The sequence below is a fragment of the Streptomyces sp. NPDC042002 genome (assembly GCF_055588305.1).
In genome coordinates, this window is sequence record NZ_JBVJCT010000012.1 from 30,102 (window position 1) to 46,380 (window position 16,279).

Sequence of the window (16,279 nt, forward strand, 5' to 3'; positions counted from 1 at the left end):
CCCGTCAGCGGCCCCCGGCCAGGGGCTGAGGAGCGTCCGGAGAGGTCCGGGGGAGAGATCAGGGGAAGTCCAGCGCGTTCGGGCCGAGGGGCGGCACCAGTCCCTCGGCCGCCGCGCGCGTGAGCAGTCCGCGGACCGCCGCGTATCCGTCGTCGCCCAGATCGGCCGTGAACTCGTTGACGTACAGGCCGATGTGCTGGTCCGCGACGCTCGGGTCCATCTCCTGGGAGTGTTCCAGGACATAGCCGCGGGACGCCTCGGGATCGTCCCAGGCGGCGCGGACCGAGGCGCGGGCGGCGTCGGCGAGCTCCCGGAGCCGCTCCGCTCCCAGCGACCGCCTGGCGATGATCGCGCCCAGCGGGATCGGCAGCCCGGTGGTCCGCTCCCAGTGCTCGCCCAGGTCGGCGAGCTTGTGCAGCCCGTAGTCCTGGTACGTGAAACGCGCCTCGTGGATGACGAGCCCCGCGTCGACCTTCCCGTCCCGCACGGCCGGCATGATCTCGTGGAACGGCATGACCACGATCTCGCCGACCCCGCCGGGAACCGTCTCCGCCGCCCACAGCCGGAACAGCAGATACGCCGTCGACCGCTCGCTGGGCACGGCGACGGTACGACCCGTGAGTCCCCCGGGCTCCAGGCTTCCCCCGAGCGGCGAGGTGACCCCAGCGCCCGCCTCCCCGGTCAGCACGAGCGGCCCGCAGCCCCGCCCGAGCGCGCCGCCGCACGGCAGCAGCGCGTAGGTGTCGAGGACGTACGGCAGCACGGCGTACGACACCTTCAGCACGTCGAACTCGCCGCGCTCGGCCATGCCGTTGGTGATGTCGATGTCCGCGAAGGTCACGTCCAGCGCGGGCGCGCCCGGGATCCGGTCGTGCGCCCAGGCGTCGAAGACGAAGGTGTCGTTGGGGCAGGGCGAATAGGCGATCCGCAGGGCTTCGGCGGATTCAGTGTGTGCGCTCATGCGGGTTCCAACTCTCCAGGAGGGGCCCCAGCTTCCCGAAGGCCTCGGTGAGGGCCGCGAGGGCGTCGCCGACGCGCCACGCGGCGCGGTCGCGCGGGCCGACGGGATTGGACACCGCGCGGATCTCCAGCACCGGCACGCCGTGCGCGCCGGCCGCCTCGGCCACCCCGAACCCCTCCATCGCCTCGGCGAGGGCCCGCGGATGGCGGGCACGCAGTTCGGCGGCGCGAGCGGCGCTGCCGGTCACGGTCGACACCGTGAGCACAGTTCCGGCGCGTCCACCCGTGACGGCCACGGCCCCTCGTACGAGTGATTCCGGCGGCCGATGGCTGACGGTCCCGAAGCCGAGCTCGGTGACCGGGAGGAAGCCTTCCGGTGCCTCCGCGCCCAGGTCCGCCGCGACGATGTCGTCGGCGATCACGAGCGATCCCACGGGCGCGCCGGGCTGGAATCCACCGGCGATGCCCGCGCAGACGACGAGGCCGTAGGGCGCGCCGTCCAGGGCGGCAGCGGTCAGCGCGGCGGAGACGGAGGCGGCGGCGAGGCCGGGGCCGACACCGGCGGCGAGCAGATCGAGCCCACCGAGCCGGTGGAGCGTCGCCCCCGGAAGCCGTATCTCGCGCGCCGTGCCGGACGACGCCGCGGCCACCGCTTCCCTCTCCGCGGAGACGGCGGTGGCCACGAGCACCTTCGGCCCGGCGGCGGCGATCAGTTGTCCGAGTCCTTCTTGAACTTGAACGACCACAGGCCCTTGACCGTCTTGTCACCCTCCTTGACGGAGATGACGTTCGACGTGGCGTTGGCGCCGTACTGCTGGTTGAAGAACACGCTGCCCGGAATGGTCAGGTACGTCTTCTTGGTGCTCTCGGGCAGGAGCTGCTGCCCGTTCAGCAGGATCGTCCAGCCGTTGTCGGCGATCTTCGGGTCCACGCCGAACCGCACGGTCGCGTCGGGGTCGACGCCGATGGACTTGATGTCCTTGGACCGCAGGCAGCTGGTCAGGTCCGCGGTCTTCAGGACGTTGCCGTCGTTGTAGCAGTCGGCCTCGGAGCTCACCGACTTCGTTCCGACGGTGACGGTGGCCATCGGTGTCGGCTTGTCACAGGCGGACAGGGCGAGGAGTCCGGCGGAAACGGCGCCGACCGTGGCGACGGCGCGGCGACGGCGCGCAGCGCGTTGTCCATTAGCGGCTCTGCCGCGGGGCAGGGAGGTCATGGCCGAAGGCTATCGGGCGCGCCCACCCGTGCCCCCACGTGGGGTGCGGCGTGCCGTGTGTGGCCCCCGCGCGGCTCAGGAGACGCGCTGCCGGGCCGATCCGCCGCGCCGGGCCACGGAGAGCAGCCCCCGCACGGTCGTCAGCCACCCGACGGCGACGATCCCGGCGGCCACCCAGAGGCCGAGCGGGCCGTTGAGCGGCATCGCGATACCGATGGCCCCGCCGAGGACCCAGGCCATCTGGAGCAGTGTCTCGGAGCGGGCGAAGGCCGAGTTCCGGACAAGTTCGGGGACGTCGCGCTGGATCAGGGCGTCCAGGGACAGCTTGGCGAGGGCCTGCCCGAACCCGGCGACCGCGGCGAGGCACGCCACCATCAGAGTCCCGAAGAAGAGCGCCGCCGTGATCGCGGCACCCAGCACGAACGCCACCACCGTCACGATGATGATCTCCGGGGCGCGCTGTTTCAGCCAGGCTCCGACAGCCGTGCCGAGCGCGTTGCCCACGCCCGCCGAGACGACCACCAGGCCGAGCGAGACCGCCGCGCTCTTGCCGCTGAGCGGGTGCTCACGCAGCAGGAAGGCGAGGAAGAAGATCAGGAAGCCGGACAGGCAGCGCAGCGAGGAGTTGGCGCCGAGCGCGTGGGTGACGGCCGTCCCCACGGTCCGCAGCCCGGGGCGCGGGGGTTTCTTCAGGTGCGGGCCGTGCAGATGCTCCTCGTCGGCGGCGAGCAGCGCCTTGTCCTCGCCCTTGGCGGAGTCGACCTTGGGCGGCAGCGAGAACGACAGGAAGGTGCCCCCGATGAAGATCGTGAAGGCGCCGTAGAGCGGATAGCGCGCCCCCAGCGTCTGGAGCACGGCGGCGATCGGCCCGGCCACACCGGTGGCCAGGAGCCCGCCCAGAGTGACCCGGGAGTTGGCCTTGACCAGGGAGAACGTCGGTGGCAGCAGCCGGGGCACGACGGCACTGCGCACCACGCCGTACGCCTTGGAGGCGACGAGCACGCCGAGCGCGGCGGGATACAGCTCGAACGTTCCGCTGACGACGGCCCCCGCCAGCATCAGCGCGAGCATCGCCCGGGCGAGCATCGAGCCCGCCATGGCGGCCCGCCGGCCGTGCGGCAGACGGTCGAGCAGCGGGCCGATCACCGGGGCGAGGAGGGCGAACGGCGCCATCGTGATGCCGAGGTAGAGGGCGACTCTGCCGCGGGCCTCGTCGGTCGGCACGGAGAAGAACACCGTGGAGGCCAGCGCGACCGTGATCATGACGTCGCCCGCGCCGTTCACCGCGTGCAGCTCGATCAGTTTGCCGAGGCCGGACTCGCCCGCTCCGTGCGCGTGGGTCGCCTTCCGGATGCCGCGCGCCGTCCGCTTGACCGGGAACTGCAGGGCATGCCCCACCGCACGGACGGACCCGGTCACCCGGCCCGATCCGCCATTCCGGTTACTCCCCTTGGCGCCACCGATACCGGTTGCTCCCTGGGGCGACCTTGCGGATGCCACTCCGTCATAGTGCCCCGACTTCGGGGTGCGTAGTGCGGTTACCGCGCGTATGGGGGCCGAGTGGGGCCGGGCGGATCACATTTCGACGGGGCGGATCACGTTCGGCGGGGCTGGACGGGCCTGGGTCGGGCGGGTCGCTTTTTGGCGGGGTGAGACAGGTGGTGCGGGTGGGAAACTCTTGGCGCGGAGCGCCGGAGATATCGCCGCGGAGCGGCAAAGATCCCGGCGTGGAGCGCCGAAGACGCCCGCCGGTGTGGGCCCAGGGGCCAGGAGAAGGTAGCGTGCGTAACGCGCCTGCGGCGATTGTTCTCGGCCGCGCGCCTCTCGGTCATCCCGCAGAATGGATGGCGTAGGTGCGCCCGAGTGCGATCGGGCGCGGACGTCGACGCGGCCCAACGGTCCGCTCCGTCCGCACCCCCGCTGAGGATGGGCGCACCCGTGAGACGGCGTAGGAGAGAAGCGATACCTGTGAGCGCAGCGACAACGCGAAGCCGCACCCCGGACCGTCTGTGCGCCGAGGCCGTCGACCTCGCCCGCGCGGCAGCGGAGGAAGCCGCCCATCCCGGCATCGTCGGCGAGCACCTCGGAATGGTCTCCGAGGGAGACCGCGTTGTCACGCACTACTTCGAGTGCAAGGAACCCGGGTACCGCGGCTGGCGCTGGGCGTCGACCGTGGCCCGCGCCTCCCGGGCGAAGAACGTCACCCTCGACGAGACGGTGCTGCTGCCCGGCACGGACGCGCTGCTGGCCCCGGAGTGGGTGCCGTGGAGCGAGCGGCTCCGCCCCGGCGACATGGGCCCCGGGGACCTGCTGCCCACGGACGCCGAGGATCTGCGGCTGGAGCCGGGCTACTCCGGCGAGGACGAGCCCGCGCCGAACTCCGCGGTCTCCGAGGACATGGCCGAGCTGGTGGAGGCGGAGGACGCGGAGGTGACCGCGGGCACGCCCGCGAACCTGCCGATGGTTCCGCGCCGGGGCTCGATCGCCTCCGTGGCCGAGGAATTGGGGCTGCGCAGGGCCCGGGTGCTCTCCCGGTACGGGCTGCATGTCGCGGCCGACCGCTGGGAGGAGTCGTACGGACCCAAGACGGTGATGGCGCAGGCCGCGCCCGCGTCGTGCGTCAGCTGTGGCTTCCTGAACCGCATCGGGGGTTCACTCGGACAGGCGTTCGGTGTCTGTGCGAATGAGTTCTCGCCGGCGGACGGGCGTGTGGTGTCTCTGGCGTACGGGTGCGGTGGGCACTCCGAAGCCGCGGTCATGCCGACGCCTCCGCGACCGCCGCTTCCGGTGATCGACGAGACCCAGGTGGACCCGTTCCCGCTGCGTCCGTCCCCGGACTCGGGCTCGGTGCCCGCGACCCCCGACGAGTCCACGGCCGAACTCGGCCACTCGTAGCCCCCGAGGCGGCGGCCTTCCCTCCCTGGGGCGTACCTCCCCCGGGGAGCCGCACCCGCCTCACCCCGGCACAGGCACAGCCTTCTTCCGCCCCCTCCGCCCCTGCCCGTCCCGAACCTGGGGCTCCGCGCCCCAGACCCCGCTCCTCAAGCGCCGGAGGGGCTGAGTCCTGCGCCCGGGGATGGGCCGGAGGGGCTGAATCCTGCGCCCGCGCCAGCGGGATGGGCCTCAGGGGCTGGGTCTTGCCCCTGAGGGGCGGCACGCGGCGGCGGGAACCAGGGAGAGCGCGCGGTACCTTCGTGCCGCGACCCGGCGCAGCATTCGCGGTCGCGCCAGGCGAGAGGGAGAGTGAACCCGTGAGTAAGTTCGTGCGGCCGGCTGCCGAGGGTACGGACCCGTTCGGCACGGCGCGCCTGCGCCGCGGCGTACTGGACGCCTGGGCGACCAGCCCGGCCCGGTTCCGGGAGGACGCCAACGCCGAGGAGGACCTCGTCCTCGGCGGCTACCGCGACCGGCTCGTCGTGGAGCTCGCCCAGAACGCCGCCGACGCGTCGGCCCGCGCCGGCACCCCGGGCCGGCTGCGCCTCACCCTCCGCGACGGCGTCCTGGTGGCGGCCAACACCGGCGCTCCCCTCGACGCGGCCGGAGTCGAGTCGCTCGCCACCCTCCGCGCCTCCGCGAAGCGGGACGCGCACGACACGGCCGTGGGCCGTTTCGGTGTCGGCTTCGCCGCGGTCCTCGCCGTCACGGACGAGCCCGCCGTCGTCGGGCGCCACGGCGGTGTCCGCTGGGCGCTCGCGGAGGCCCGCGGTCTCGCCGCAGACACCGCCGGGAACAGCCCCGGCCTCGGTGACGAGATCCGCCGACGGGACGGTCATGTGCCGCTGCTGCGGCTGCCGTTCGCGGCCGAGGGCACCGCCCCGGACCCGTACGACACCGCCGTGATCCTGCCGCTGCGCGACACCGCCGCCGAGGACCTGGCCGAGCGCCTGCTGCGGAACATCGACGACGCCCTGCTCCTCGCCCTTCCCGGCCTGGAGGAAGTGGTCGTCGAGATCGGCGACGCGGAGATCCGCACCCTGCGCCGCGCCGCCGCCGAGCACGGGGCCGTCATCGACGACTCCCGCGACGGCGCGACCCGCTACCGCACCCTCGACCGGCACGGCCCCCTCGACCCCGCCCTGCTCGCCGACCGTCCGGTCGAGGAGCGGCTGCGCCCGCACTGGTCCGTGACCTGGGCCGTCCCGGTCGACGCCGAGGGAGCCCCGGCCCGCCCGCGGACGAGCCCCGTCGTGCACGCGCCGACGCCGAGCGACGAAGCCCTCGGCGTGCCCGCGCTCCTCATCGCCTCCCTCCCGCTCGACACCACCCGGCGGCACGCCGCCCCCGGCCCGCTGACCGACTTCCTGGTGGAGCGCGCGGCGGACGCCTACGCCGAACTCCTCGCCGGCTGGCGGCCGGTGGACACCGGGATCATCGACCTGGTGCCCGGCCCGCTCGGCAAGGGCGAGCTGGACGGCGCGCTGCGCCAGGCGATCCTGGACCGGCTGCCGCGCACCGCGTTCCTGCCGCCCGCCGCCCCGCCCGACCGGATGCCGGCCGCCGACACCCCGGAGGACTGGCCCGAGAGCAGCCCCGCGGAGAACCCCGTCGCCCTGCGGCCGCGTGACGCCGAGGTGGTGGAGGGCGCGGGCGCCGACACCGTCCGGGTGCTCGCCGAGGTGCTGCCCAGCCTGCTGCCCGCCGGGCTGGAGCGGCGGGTGGAACTGCGCACGCTGGGCGTCGCCCGGGTTCCGCTCACCGAGGCCGTGGACCGGCTGGCCGGTCTGGAGAAGGACCCGGAGTGGTGGTACCGCCTGTACGACAGCCTGGCCGGGGTCGACCCGGACCGGCTGTCCGGACTGCCGGTGCCGCTGGCCGACGGCCGGACGACGATCGGGCCCCGCCAGATCCTGCTGCCCACCGCCGAGGGGTCCCTGGTGGCCCCCGACACGCTCGCCCGGCTCGGCCTCAAGGTCGCGCACCCGGACGCCGCCCACCCGCTCCTGGAGAAGCTCGGCGCTCTCCCGGCCTCGCCCCGCGCGGTGCTCACCACCCCGCAGGTGCGGGCCGCCGTGGCCGCCTCGCTCGACGACGAGGGCGGTGCGTGGGACGAGGACACCCCGGACGCGGAGGAGCTGGCGGACACCGTTCTCGCGCTGGTCCGCGACGCCGCCCTCGAACCCGGCGACGAGCCCTGGCTCGGCGCTCTCGCGCTGCCGGACGACGAGGGGGAGCTGGTGCCCGCCGGTGAACTCGTGCTGCCCGGCAGCCCGTTCGCCCAGGTCATGCGCGAGGACGAACTCGCCTTCGTCGACTCCGAGTTGGCCGACCGCTGGGGTGAGCAGCCGCTCGCCGCCTGCGGAGTCCTCGCGGGCTTCGCCCTGGTGCGCGCCACCGATGTCGTCCTCGATCCGGACGAACTGGAGCCGCGCGACGGGGACTTCGCCGAGCCCGACGACGCGGGTCTGCTGGACGCGGTGGACGTGTGGTGCGAGGACGTCCTGGACCGGCTGCCCGATTCGCCGGTGCCGCCCGTCGCCACCGAGATCGTCGCCGTACGGGATCTGGACCTGGTGGACGACGACCGGTGGCCACAGGCCCTCGCGCTGCTCGCCCAGCCGCCGCTGCGGGACGCGATCACCCAGCAGGTGCGCGTTCTGCTGCCGGACGGCACGCACGAGATCGTCCGGCCGTACACGGCCTGGTGGCTGCGCGGGCATCCGGTGCTCGACGGGCGCCGCCCGGCCGGTCTGCTCGCCGCCGGCGGCGATCCGCTGCTCCGCGGTCTGTACGACGAGGCCGACGCGACCGGCTTCGACGACGAACAGGTGCTGCGGGCGCTCGGCGTCCGTACGTCCGTGGCCGCCCTGCTCGACGAGCCCGGCGGCGCCGCCGAACTCCTCGACCGGCTCGCCGACCCGGACCGCGAGGTCTCCGGCGCCCAACTGCACGCCCTCTACGGCGCGTTGGCCGACCTGGACCCCGAGCGGGTGACACTGCCGGACGAGCTGCGGGCCGTCGTGGACGGCGAGGTGCGGGTCGTGGACGCGGCCGACGCGGTGGTCGTGGACTCACCGGATCTGCTGGCGTTCACCGACGGGACACCGCTGCTGCCGGTGCCGCCGTCGCGGGCCGCCGAGCTCGCCGAACTGTTCCAGGTACGGCGGCTCAGCGAGTCCGTCACCGGCGAGGTGACCTCCGAGGGCACCGAGCACGACGTACCGGAGTCCGTACGGGTCCTGCTCGGCCCCGGGACCCCCTCCTCGTACGTCGAGCACGAGGAGCTCGTGGTCGACGGCACCGAACTCGACTGGCGCCGCACCCGGGACGGGGTGCTGCACGCCTCCACCGTGGAGGGCGTCGCCGCCGGACTCGCCTGGTCGGCGGGTCAGTGGCCGCGCCGCTTCGAGGTCGCGGCCCTGCTGGAGGACCCGTCCCGCACGGAGGAGCTGGCGCGGGACCGCTGGTTCGACTGATCGGGTGTGACCGCTGGTCCGACCGGCCGGGGCGGACCAGCGGACCGCGTCGGCCGGGGCACCGGACCGTGCGGGACCGGCCGCGGCGCGGGGCCGTACGGGAACCGTGGCGCGGCCAGTGGCACATGCGTTCACGATTTCGTCACCCGGCGTACAACCCTTGCGCACCCTCGTGTATCTATTCGTCTGAGCCAACAGGCTCAGTGATCACTTGGGGTGGCGGCTGCCCCCGGCCGTGTGCCGGACGGCCGCCGGGACCTCGCTCCTAACAGAGGAACGCATGCGCACACGCGCCATTGTGGCCGCCGTCTCCGGTGCCCTGGCTCTCTCCGCCCTCGCAATACCCGCCGCCCAGGCGACGGGCGGTCACTCGTACAGCCGCGACGACGTCCAGAAGGCCGTGCAGGCCGCGCGCGAGGCCGCCGACGGCAAGTCGGCCTACACCGGCTCCACGGGCGAGGACGCCACGACGTACCCGCTGGACGTCACCTTCTCCGCCGTGAAGGTCAACAACGGCAAGCCGATCGTGGTGGGCACCAGCAACACCGTCACGGTCCCCGTCACCTTCACCGTGACGCACTCCGCGGACGTCGACATCTACGCCGCCGACACCTACATGGACGTCGAGCTCTACCGCGGCGACTACAGCCTCCCGGACAACTGGCTGGTCGGCCCGGACTGGCCGGTCTGCACCGACGTCTCCGCGACGAAGGCGAACTGCAAGAGCACCATCGAGGCCGACCCGACCTGGGACCTGCTGGGCAACGAGGACGCCACCACGTGGAAGGCCGACGGTTACGTCCTCGACTTCAACGACCAGGACCCGCTGGCCGACGACATCGACTGGAGCCAGGTCGGTTTCGCCGGGGCCGGCAACCTCGCCACCACCACGCTCCAGCGCTACTCCAAGCTGACCGTCAACGCCGCGCCGGAGCCCGTGAAGAAGGGCAAGACCGTCACGGTGACCGGCAAGCTGTCCCGCGCCAACTGGGACGACTTCGCGTACCACGGCTACACCGGCCAGTCGGTGAAGCTGCAGTTCCGCAAGAAGACCAGCAGCACCTACACCACGATCAAGACGATCAAGACGGACGGCACCGGCAACCTGAAGACGACCACGACGGCCACCGTCGACGGTTACTTCCGCTACAGCTTCGCGGGCACCTCGACCACCCCGGCGGTCAGTGCCGCGGGTGACTACGTCGACGTGAAGTAGCCTCCGCGGTCGCGCTCCGGCGTGATCCGAACGCGTTCCGTGTGTCCGGTCCTGGGGTTTTCCAGGGCCGGACCACGGATTTGCAATCCTTGCGCAAAACGTTTCGACGTCCGTACAACTGTCTCCCCGGCCGGACGGTCTCCTCACGTGAGTCAGCAGACTCAATGATCACTTGGGCCGCACGCCCACTTTCTCCACCAGGGGAATCATGCGTACTCGCGCCATCGTGGCTGCCGCTTCCGGCGCCCTGGCCCTCTCGGCCTTCGCCCTGCCGGCCGCCCACGCCGCCGGCTCAGCCCCGTCGTTCCGCACGGAGGCCGCGAAGGCCGTCGCCGCCGCCGGTCGTACCACGTACGCCGGCTCGACCGGCTCGACGCTGAACGTCAGCTTCTCGAACTTCAAGATCGCCAGCGCGATCAAGGTCGGCACGAGCAACCACGTCGCCGTCCCGGTCACCTACTCGATGACCTTCGACTCGACGTACCAGCTCGGGGTGAAGAACTACGACAACGGCCCCCTCATCTACAAGGGCTCGCTGGCCACCCCGGACAACGTGCTGATCGCCGACAACCCGGCGACCTGCACCGCGACGAGCTCCACCACGGCCAACTGCACCGGGCAGATCGACATCTACCCCGGCGCGGGCACGGACGACGCGTCGTACGAGCTGCTCAACTCCGACGCCGGCAAGTGGACGGCCGGCGCGCTGGCGGTGAGCGCCGATGATGGGTCCGCCCTGAAGGGCGACCTGGCCACCACCTCGGTCCAGCGCTACTCCAAGCTCACGGTCAATGCCGCGCCCGAGCCGGTGAAGAAGGGCAAGACCATCACGGTCACCGGTGCCCTCACCCGCGCCAACTGGGAGGACAACGCGTACCACGGCTACACCGTCCAGCCGGTGAAGCTCCAGTTCCGCAAGGCGGGCACCACCACCTACACCACGGTGAAGACCGTCACGAGCAGCTCGACGGGCTCGCTGAAGACCACCGTCACGGCCGCCTCCGACGGTTACTTCCGCTACAGCTTCGCGGGCACCACGACCACCCCGGCCGTCAACGCCACGGGTGACTACGTCGACGTGCAGTAGTCCGGCCGAAGCCCCGTGCCCCGGCGGGGGCACGGGGCTTCGTCATGTCCTGGGCGCGGCGAGGGCCCCGGCGTCTCAGTCGGACCGCCGGTCGACCCACCTCCACAGGAGCTCCAGGACGGCCGCCGCCACCACCGAGATCAGCACCGCGACCCACGGCATCGCCTCGCCGACCAGCTTCAGCGCGAAGAAGTGCTGCAACCTCGGCACCACGAGCACCAGCACGAACGCCCCGCCCATCGAGGCGACGAGGCAGATCCGCCACCAGGTGTAGGGCCGGGCGATGATCGCCAGCACCCACATCGAGACCAGGAAGAGCGTCAGCGTCGCGGCGCTCGTCTCCGCCTCCAGCGAGCCGTCTCCCGTGTAGTGGTGGCGCGCGATCAGATACGTCACGAAGGTGGCCACGCCCGCGACGACCCCGCCCGGGACCGAGTACCGCATCACCCGCCGTACGAAGTGGGGCTGGGCGCGCTCCGTGTTGGGGGCGAGGGCGAGGAAGAACGCCGGGATACCGATCGTCAGAGTGGACAGCAGGGTCAAGTGGCGTGGCAGGAAGGGGTATTCGACCTGCCAGCACACCACCAGGACGGCCAGCAGCACCGAGTAGACCGTCTTCACCAGGAAGAGCGTCGCGACCCGGGTGATGTTCCCGATGACCCGGCGGCCCTCCCCGACCACCGACGGCAGTGTCGAGAAGCTGTTGTTGAGCAGCACGATCTGGGCCACCGCGCGGGTCGCCTCGGACCCCGAGCCCATGCTCACCCCGATGTCGGCGTCCTTCAGAGCCAGGACGTCGTTCACGCCGTCGCCGGTCATCGCCACCGTGTGCCCGCGCGACTGCAGAGCGCCGACCATGTCCCGCTTCTGCTGCGGGGTGACCCGCCCGAAGACCGTGCCCTTCTCCAGGGACTCCGCCATCTCCTCCGGCCCGTCCGGCAGCCGGCGCGCGTCCACGACCTCGCCGGTGAGCCCGAGCTTGCCGGCGACCGCGCCCACCGACACCGCGTTGTCGCCGGAGATCACCTTGGCCTTGACGCCCTGCTCGGCGAAGTAGCGCAGGGTGTCGGCCGCGTCGGGGCGCAGCCGCTGCTCCAGCACGACCAGCGCGGCGGGCCGCGCGGCCTCCGCGACGCCGGGGTCCTCCAGGTCCTTGGTGGTCTTCGCGAGCAGCAGCACCCGCAGACCCGCCTCGTTCAGCCGCTCGGTCTCGGCCAGCGCCGCGTCCCCCTCGGGCAGCAGCACGTCGGGAGCGCCGAGCAGCCAGGTGCTCGACTCGCCGTTGCCCTCGCTGAAGCCGGCCCCGCTGTATTTCCGGGCGGAGGAAAAGGGCAGCGACTGGGTGCAGCGCCACTCCTCGCTGTCGGGGTAGGCGGCGATGATCGCCTGGAGGGAGGCGTTCGGCCGCGGGTCCGAGTCGCCGAGCGCGCCGAGGACCCGGCGCAGATACGACTCGTCGGCGCCCTGGAGCGGCCGCAGCTCGGTGACGTCCATGCCGCCCTCGGTGAGGGTGCCGGTCTTGTCGAGGCAGACGGTGTCGATGCGGGCGAGGCCCTCGATGGCGGGGAGTTCCTGCACGAGGCACTGTTTTCGGCCAAGGCGGATGACCCCGATCGCGAAGGCGACGGAGGTGAGCAGGACCAGACCCTCGGGGACCATCGGCACGATCCCGCCGACGGTCCGCGCGACGGAGTCCTTGAAGCCGTGCTGCTTGACCACGAGCTGGCTGATGACGAGGCCGATGGCGGTCGGGATCATCATCCACGTCACGTACTTGAGGATCGTGGAGATACCGCTGCGCAGCTCGGAGTGGACCAGCGTGAACCGGGAGGCCTCCTCCGCGAGCTGGGCCGCGTACGCCTCCCGGCCCACCTTGGTCACCGTGAAGGCGCCGGTGCCCGCGACCACGAAACTGCCCGACATCACCGCGTCGCCCACGTGCTTGACCACGGGGTCGGCCTCACCGGTGAGCAGCGACTCGTCGATCTCCAGCCCGTCGGCCTCCGCGCAGGCGCCGTCGACGGCGACCTTGTCGCCCGGTCCGATCTCGATGAGGTCCCCGAGGACGATCTCCGACGCGCGGACCTCGGCGGCGACCCCGTCCCTGCGGACGGTCGGTCTCACCTCGCCGATCACCGCGAGCGAGTCCAGGGTCTTCTTGGCGCGCCACTCCTGGATGATCCCGATCCCGGTGTTGGCGATGATCACGTAGCCGAACAGGCTGTCCTGGAACGGCGCCACGAACAGCATGATCAGCCAGAGCACGCCGATGATCGCGTTGAACCGGGTGAACACGTTCGCCCGGACGATCTCGCCCACGGAGCGGCTGCTGCGCACCGGGACGTCGTTCACCTCGCCGCGCGCGACCCGTTCGGCCACCTCGGCGGCCGACAACCCCTCGGCCCGCCGGGAGGCGGGTATGGGCACGGGGTGCACGGGATCGAGTTCGGCGCCCGCGTCGATGTGGGTCATGCATTCGACGGTACGTGCGGATATGCGGCTTCACTCGCCGAGTGCGTGAAAGTTCCGACCTGCGGAGGACCGAGGACGACGGCAATGCTGCCGCGGGTGTAGAGGAACGCCCGTTACTCCGTCAGGGGACGGCCGGGCCACTCCGTCACGGGGACGGCGGCGGCTACTCCGTCACGGGAGTGGCCGGCCCCGCGGCGGCGGCCCGCTTGATCGCGGCGTCACGCCTGCGGACGTACCAGATGCCGATCAGTCCGAGGCCCGCGCCGGCCAGACAGGTCCAGAGCCACCACAGGTGTCCGTGGTCGTCGAACCAGCCGTAGAACGGCAGCTGCACCAGGAAGAGGACGAACCAGAGGATCGTGCCGCCCGTGATGGTGGCGACGACGGGGCCCTCCAGGGGCTCCGGCGCCTCGTGCTTGGGGGTCCACTTCGCCATGTGCACAGCTTACGAGGGTCGGCGACCGGTTGTGTTCGCACCCGCTCTCCCTTGTACGGCAAGGGTCTACGCGCGGAGATAGCGATTTCCGACTCATATGTTCATACTGAAACCGTCCGAGTCTGGCCAGTTGTATTCGTAGAAAACACCAACAGCGACCTGGGGGAACCTGCTGGTGAGCGACCACTGACCAGGCTCGATCACGTTCCCCGTCCCCCTGCACGCTTGAGGACCCGCATGTCCACCTCGGCCGCCACCAAGGCCCCCGCCCCGCAGGAGCCGGAGTCCCGGCCCACGCAGAGCACCCTCGACCGCTACTTCAAGATCTCCGAGCGGGGCTCCAGCCTCCCGCGTGAGATCCGCGGCGGTTTCGCCACCTTCTTCGCGATGGCGTACATCATCGTGCTGAACCCGATCATCCTGGGCAGCGCGAAGGACATGTACGGGCACCACCTCGACAACGGGCAGCTGGTCACCGCGACCGCGCTGACCGCGGCCTTCACCACGCTCCTCATGGGCGTCATCGGCAACGTGCCGATCGCGCTGGCGGCGGGCCTCGGCGTGAACACGGTCGTCGCCCTCCAGCTCGCGCCCCGGATGTCCTGGCCGGACGCCATGGGCATGGTGGTCCTCGCGGGCTTCATCGTGATGCTCCTGGTCGCCACCGGTCTGCGCGAGCGCGTCATGAACGCGGTGCCGCTCGGCCTGCGCAAGGGCATCGCGATCGGCATCGGCCTGTTCATCATGCTGATCGGCCTGGTCGACTCCGGCTTCGTCACGCGCATCCCGGACATCGCCCAGACGACGGTCCCGCTCCAGCTCGGCACCGACGGTCACCTGCACGGCTGGCCCGTCCTGGTGTTCGTCCTCGGCACCCTGCTCACCCTCGCGCTGATCGTGCGCAAGGTGCCCGGCGCGATCCTCATCTCGATCGTCACCATGACGGTCGTCTCGGTGGTCATCAACGCCGTCACCACCGTCCCGTCCTGGGGTCTGACCACCCCGAAGTGGCCCGGCAACCCGGTCGCCAGCCCGGACTTCGGGCTCGTCGGCCAGTTCAGCCTCTTCGGCGGCTTCGGCAAGGTCGGCGTGCTGACCGGCGTCCTCTTCGTCTTCACCGTGCTGCTGTCGTGCTTCTTCGACGCGATGGGCACGATCATGGGCATCAGCGACGAGGCCAAGCTGACGGACGCGCAGGGCAACATGCCCGGCATCAACAAGGTCCTCTTCGTCGACGGCATCGCCGTCGCCGCGGGTGGCGCCACCTCCTCCTCGGCCACCACGTGCTTCGTGGAGTCCACGGCCGGCGTCGGCGAGGGTGCCCGCACGGGCTTCGCGAACGTGGTCACCGGCGCGCTCTTCGCCGTCGCCCTCTTCCTGACCCCCGTCGCCACGATGGTCCCGTCCCAGGCCGCCACCCCCGCGCTGATCGCGGTCGGCTTCCTGATCATGTCCCACTCGGTCAAGGAGATCGACTGGGCGGACTACACGATCGCCATCCCGGCCTTCGTGACGATGATGCTGATGCCGTTCACCTACTCGATCACGAACGGCATCGGGATGGGCTTCATCACCTTCGTCGTGCTGCGCCTGGCGGCGGGGCGCGGTCGTGACATCCCGGTCGCCATGTACGTGGTGTCGGCGGTGTTCACCTTCTACTACCTCATGCCGGCCCTCGGCCTGACCTGAGCGGCACCCGCCGTACGGGGGCTCACGTGACCCCGTAGAACTTCTCCGTCTCCTCGACGGCGGTCTGGAACCGCTCGTCGAAGTCGTCGCGAATGAGCGTCCGGACCACATAGTCCTGGACGCTCATTCCGCGTTTCGCGGCATGTTGTCGGAGCCGGTCGAGCAGCTCCCCGTCCATACGCAGGCTGAGCACGCTGGTCCCCATGGAGTCGAGGGTCGCCGCTTCCCGACCGGATTCGGGTTGCTTTCCGGAGCGATCTCACTCATATGAGTGATCCGCCGATTGGATGGCGCGTTTCACGGGCACCCCATTGTTCTTTAGCGAGAGTAATGAGTTACGCTAAAGAACATGCCTGACCTCACCCATGGCGACGACGAGGCCGCCGTGAACGCCTTGCGCTCCGCAGTGATGCGGTTGTCGCGTCGACTCAAGCACCAGAGGGTCGACGAGTCGCTGAGCCCCACCGAGATGTCGGTGCTCGGCACCCTCGCCCGCTGCGGCAGTGCCACGCCCGGCGAGCTCGCCCGTAAGGAACACGTGCAGCCGCCGTCGATGACCCGTATCGTCGCGCTGCTCGAAGCCAAGGGGCTCGTCAGGCTGGAGCCGCACGCCGAGGACCGGCGCCAGAAGGTCGTGACGCAGACCGACAAGGCTGAGGCGATGCTCGAAGAGAGCCGCAGCAAACGGAACGCGTTCCTGGCCGGACTGGTCGAGGCCCTCGACGAGGACGAATGGGCCAAGCTCCGCGAAGCCGCCCCCGTCCTGGAAAAGCTCGCGCACATCTGACCG

The 16,279-nt window shown here is 71.4% G+C and carries 13 protein-coding genes; 6 read left to right on the top strand and 7 right to left on the bottom strand.

Translation table 11 applies throughout. The features are described from left to right. Positions 1–58 precede the first annotated feature (58 nt). From ACZ6KY_RS19490 to ACZ6KY_RS19505, 4 genes are all read right to left on the bottom strand, one after another. A complete protein-coding gene (locus ACZ6KY_RS19490; RefSeq protein WP_469311512.1) occupies positions 59–961 on the bottom strand; it encodes a 1,4-dihydroxy-6-naphthoate synthase in 903 nt (300 codons plus the stop codon). After that, the gene (locus ACZ6KY_RS19495) at positions 945–1,643 is read right to left on the bottom strand and encodes a futalosine hydrolase (RefSeq protein ID WP_469311676.1); all 699 of its coding nucleotides are present in this window, start codon (positions 1,641–1,643) and stop codon (positions 945–947) included. Before ACZ6KY_RS19495 ends, ACZ6KY_RS19490 begins: the two co-directional genes overlap by 17 nt. 26 nt (positions 1,644–1,669) lie before the next feature. Continuing rightward, positions 1,670–2,176, bottom strand: a complete 507-nt coding sequence (locus tag ACZ6KY_RS19500; RefSeq protein WP_469311513.1) for a DUF2771 domain-containing protein — start codon at positions 2,174–2,176, stop codon at positions 1,670–1,672. Positions 2,177–2,251: 75 nt separating this feature from the next. Beyond that, positions 2,252–3,676, bottom strand: coding sequence for an MFS transporter (locus ACZ6KY_RS19505; protein ID WP_469311514.1), 1,425 nt, complete (start codon positions 3,674–3,676; stop codon positions 2,252–2,254). A gap of 468 nt (positions 3,677–4,144) precedes the next feature. On the opposite strand from ACZ6KY_RS19505, the gene ACZ6KY_RS19510 reads away from it, so the two are divergent. The 4 genes from ACZ6KY_RS19510 (at position 4,145) to ACZ6KY_RS19525 (ending at position 10,892) form a co-directional block, all read left to right on the top strand. Then, positions 4,145–5,071 (top strand): DUF3027 domain-containing protein, encoded by a 927-nt coding sequence (locus ACZ6KY_RS19510; protein ID WP_469311515.1) that lies wholly within the window; start codon positions 4,145–4,147, stop codon positions 5,069–5,071. 356 nt (positions 5,072–5,427) lie between these two features. Next, on the top strand, positions 5,428–8,589 hold the full coding sequence (locus ACZ6KY_RS19515; RefSeq protein ID WP_469311516.1) for a sacsin N-terminal ATP-binding-like domain-containing protein: 3,162 nt from the start codon (positions 5,428–5,430) through the stop codon (positions 8,587–8,589). Positions 8,590–8,869: 280 nt separating this feature from the next. Beyond that, a complete protein-coding gene (locus ACZ6KY_RS19520) occupies positions 8,870–9,805 on the top strand; it encodes a hypothetical protein (protein ID WP_469311517.1) in 936 nt (311 codons plus the stop codon). Between the two features lie 208 nt (positions 9,806–10,013). Beyond that, the gene (locus tag ACZ6KY_RS19525) at positions 10,014–10,892 is read left to right on the top strand and encodes a hypothetical protein (RefSeq protein WP_469311518.1); all 879 of its coding nucleotides are present in this window, start codon (positions 10,014–10,016) and stop codon (positions 10,890–10,892) included. A 75-nt stretch (positions 10,893–10,967) separates the two neighbouring features. Here the strand turns inward: ACZ6KY_RS19525 and ACZ6KY_RS19530 are convergent, their stop codons facing one another. After that, a complete protein-coding gene (locus ACZ6KY_RS19530; protein ID WP_469311519.1) occupies positions 10,968–13,364 on the bottom strand; it encodes a cation-translocating P-type ATPase in 2,397 nt (798 codons plus the stop codon). Positions 13,365–13,527: 163 nt separating this feature from the next. Continuing rightward, on the bottom strand, positions 13,528–13,800 hold the full coding sequence (locus tag ACZ6KY_RS19535) for a DUF2530 domain-containing protein (protein ID WP_469311520.1): 273 nt from the start codon (positions 13,798–13,800) through the stop codon (positions 13,528–13,530). Positions 13,801–14,037: 237 nt separating this feature from the next. On the opposite strand from ACZ6KY_RS19535, the gene ACZ6KY_RS19540 reads away from it, so the two are divergent. Then, the gene (locus ACZ6KY_RS19540; RefSeq protein WP_469311521.1) at positions 14,038–15,489 is read left to right on the top strand and encodes an NCS2 family permease; all 1,452 of its coding nucleotides are present in this window, start codon (positions 14,038–14,040) and stop codon (positions 15,487–15,489) included. A gap of 22 nt (positions 15,490–15,511) precedes the next feature. Here the strand turns inward: ACZ6KY_RS19540 and ACZ6KY_RS19545 are convergent, their stop codons facing one another. Further along, positions 15,512–15,694: a BrnA antitoxin family protein gene (locus tag ACZ6KY_RS19545; protein ID WP_261701844.1), complete on the bottom strand. Its 183-nt coding sequence runs from the start codon at positions 15,692–15,694 to the stop codon at positions 15,512–15,514. A gap of 144 nt (positions 15,695–15,838) precedes the next feature. Here ACZ6KY_RS19545 and ACZ6KY_RS19550 point away from each other — a divergent pair, with 144 nt between their 5' ends. Then, complete coding sequence (locus ACZ6KY_RS19550; RefSeq protein ID WP_469311522.1) at positions 15,839–16,276, top strand: MarR family winged helix-turn-helix transcriptional regulator; 438 nt, start codon at positions 15,839–15,841, stop codon at positions 16,274–16,276. Positions 16,277–16,279: the final 3 nt, after the last annotated feature.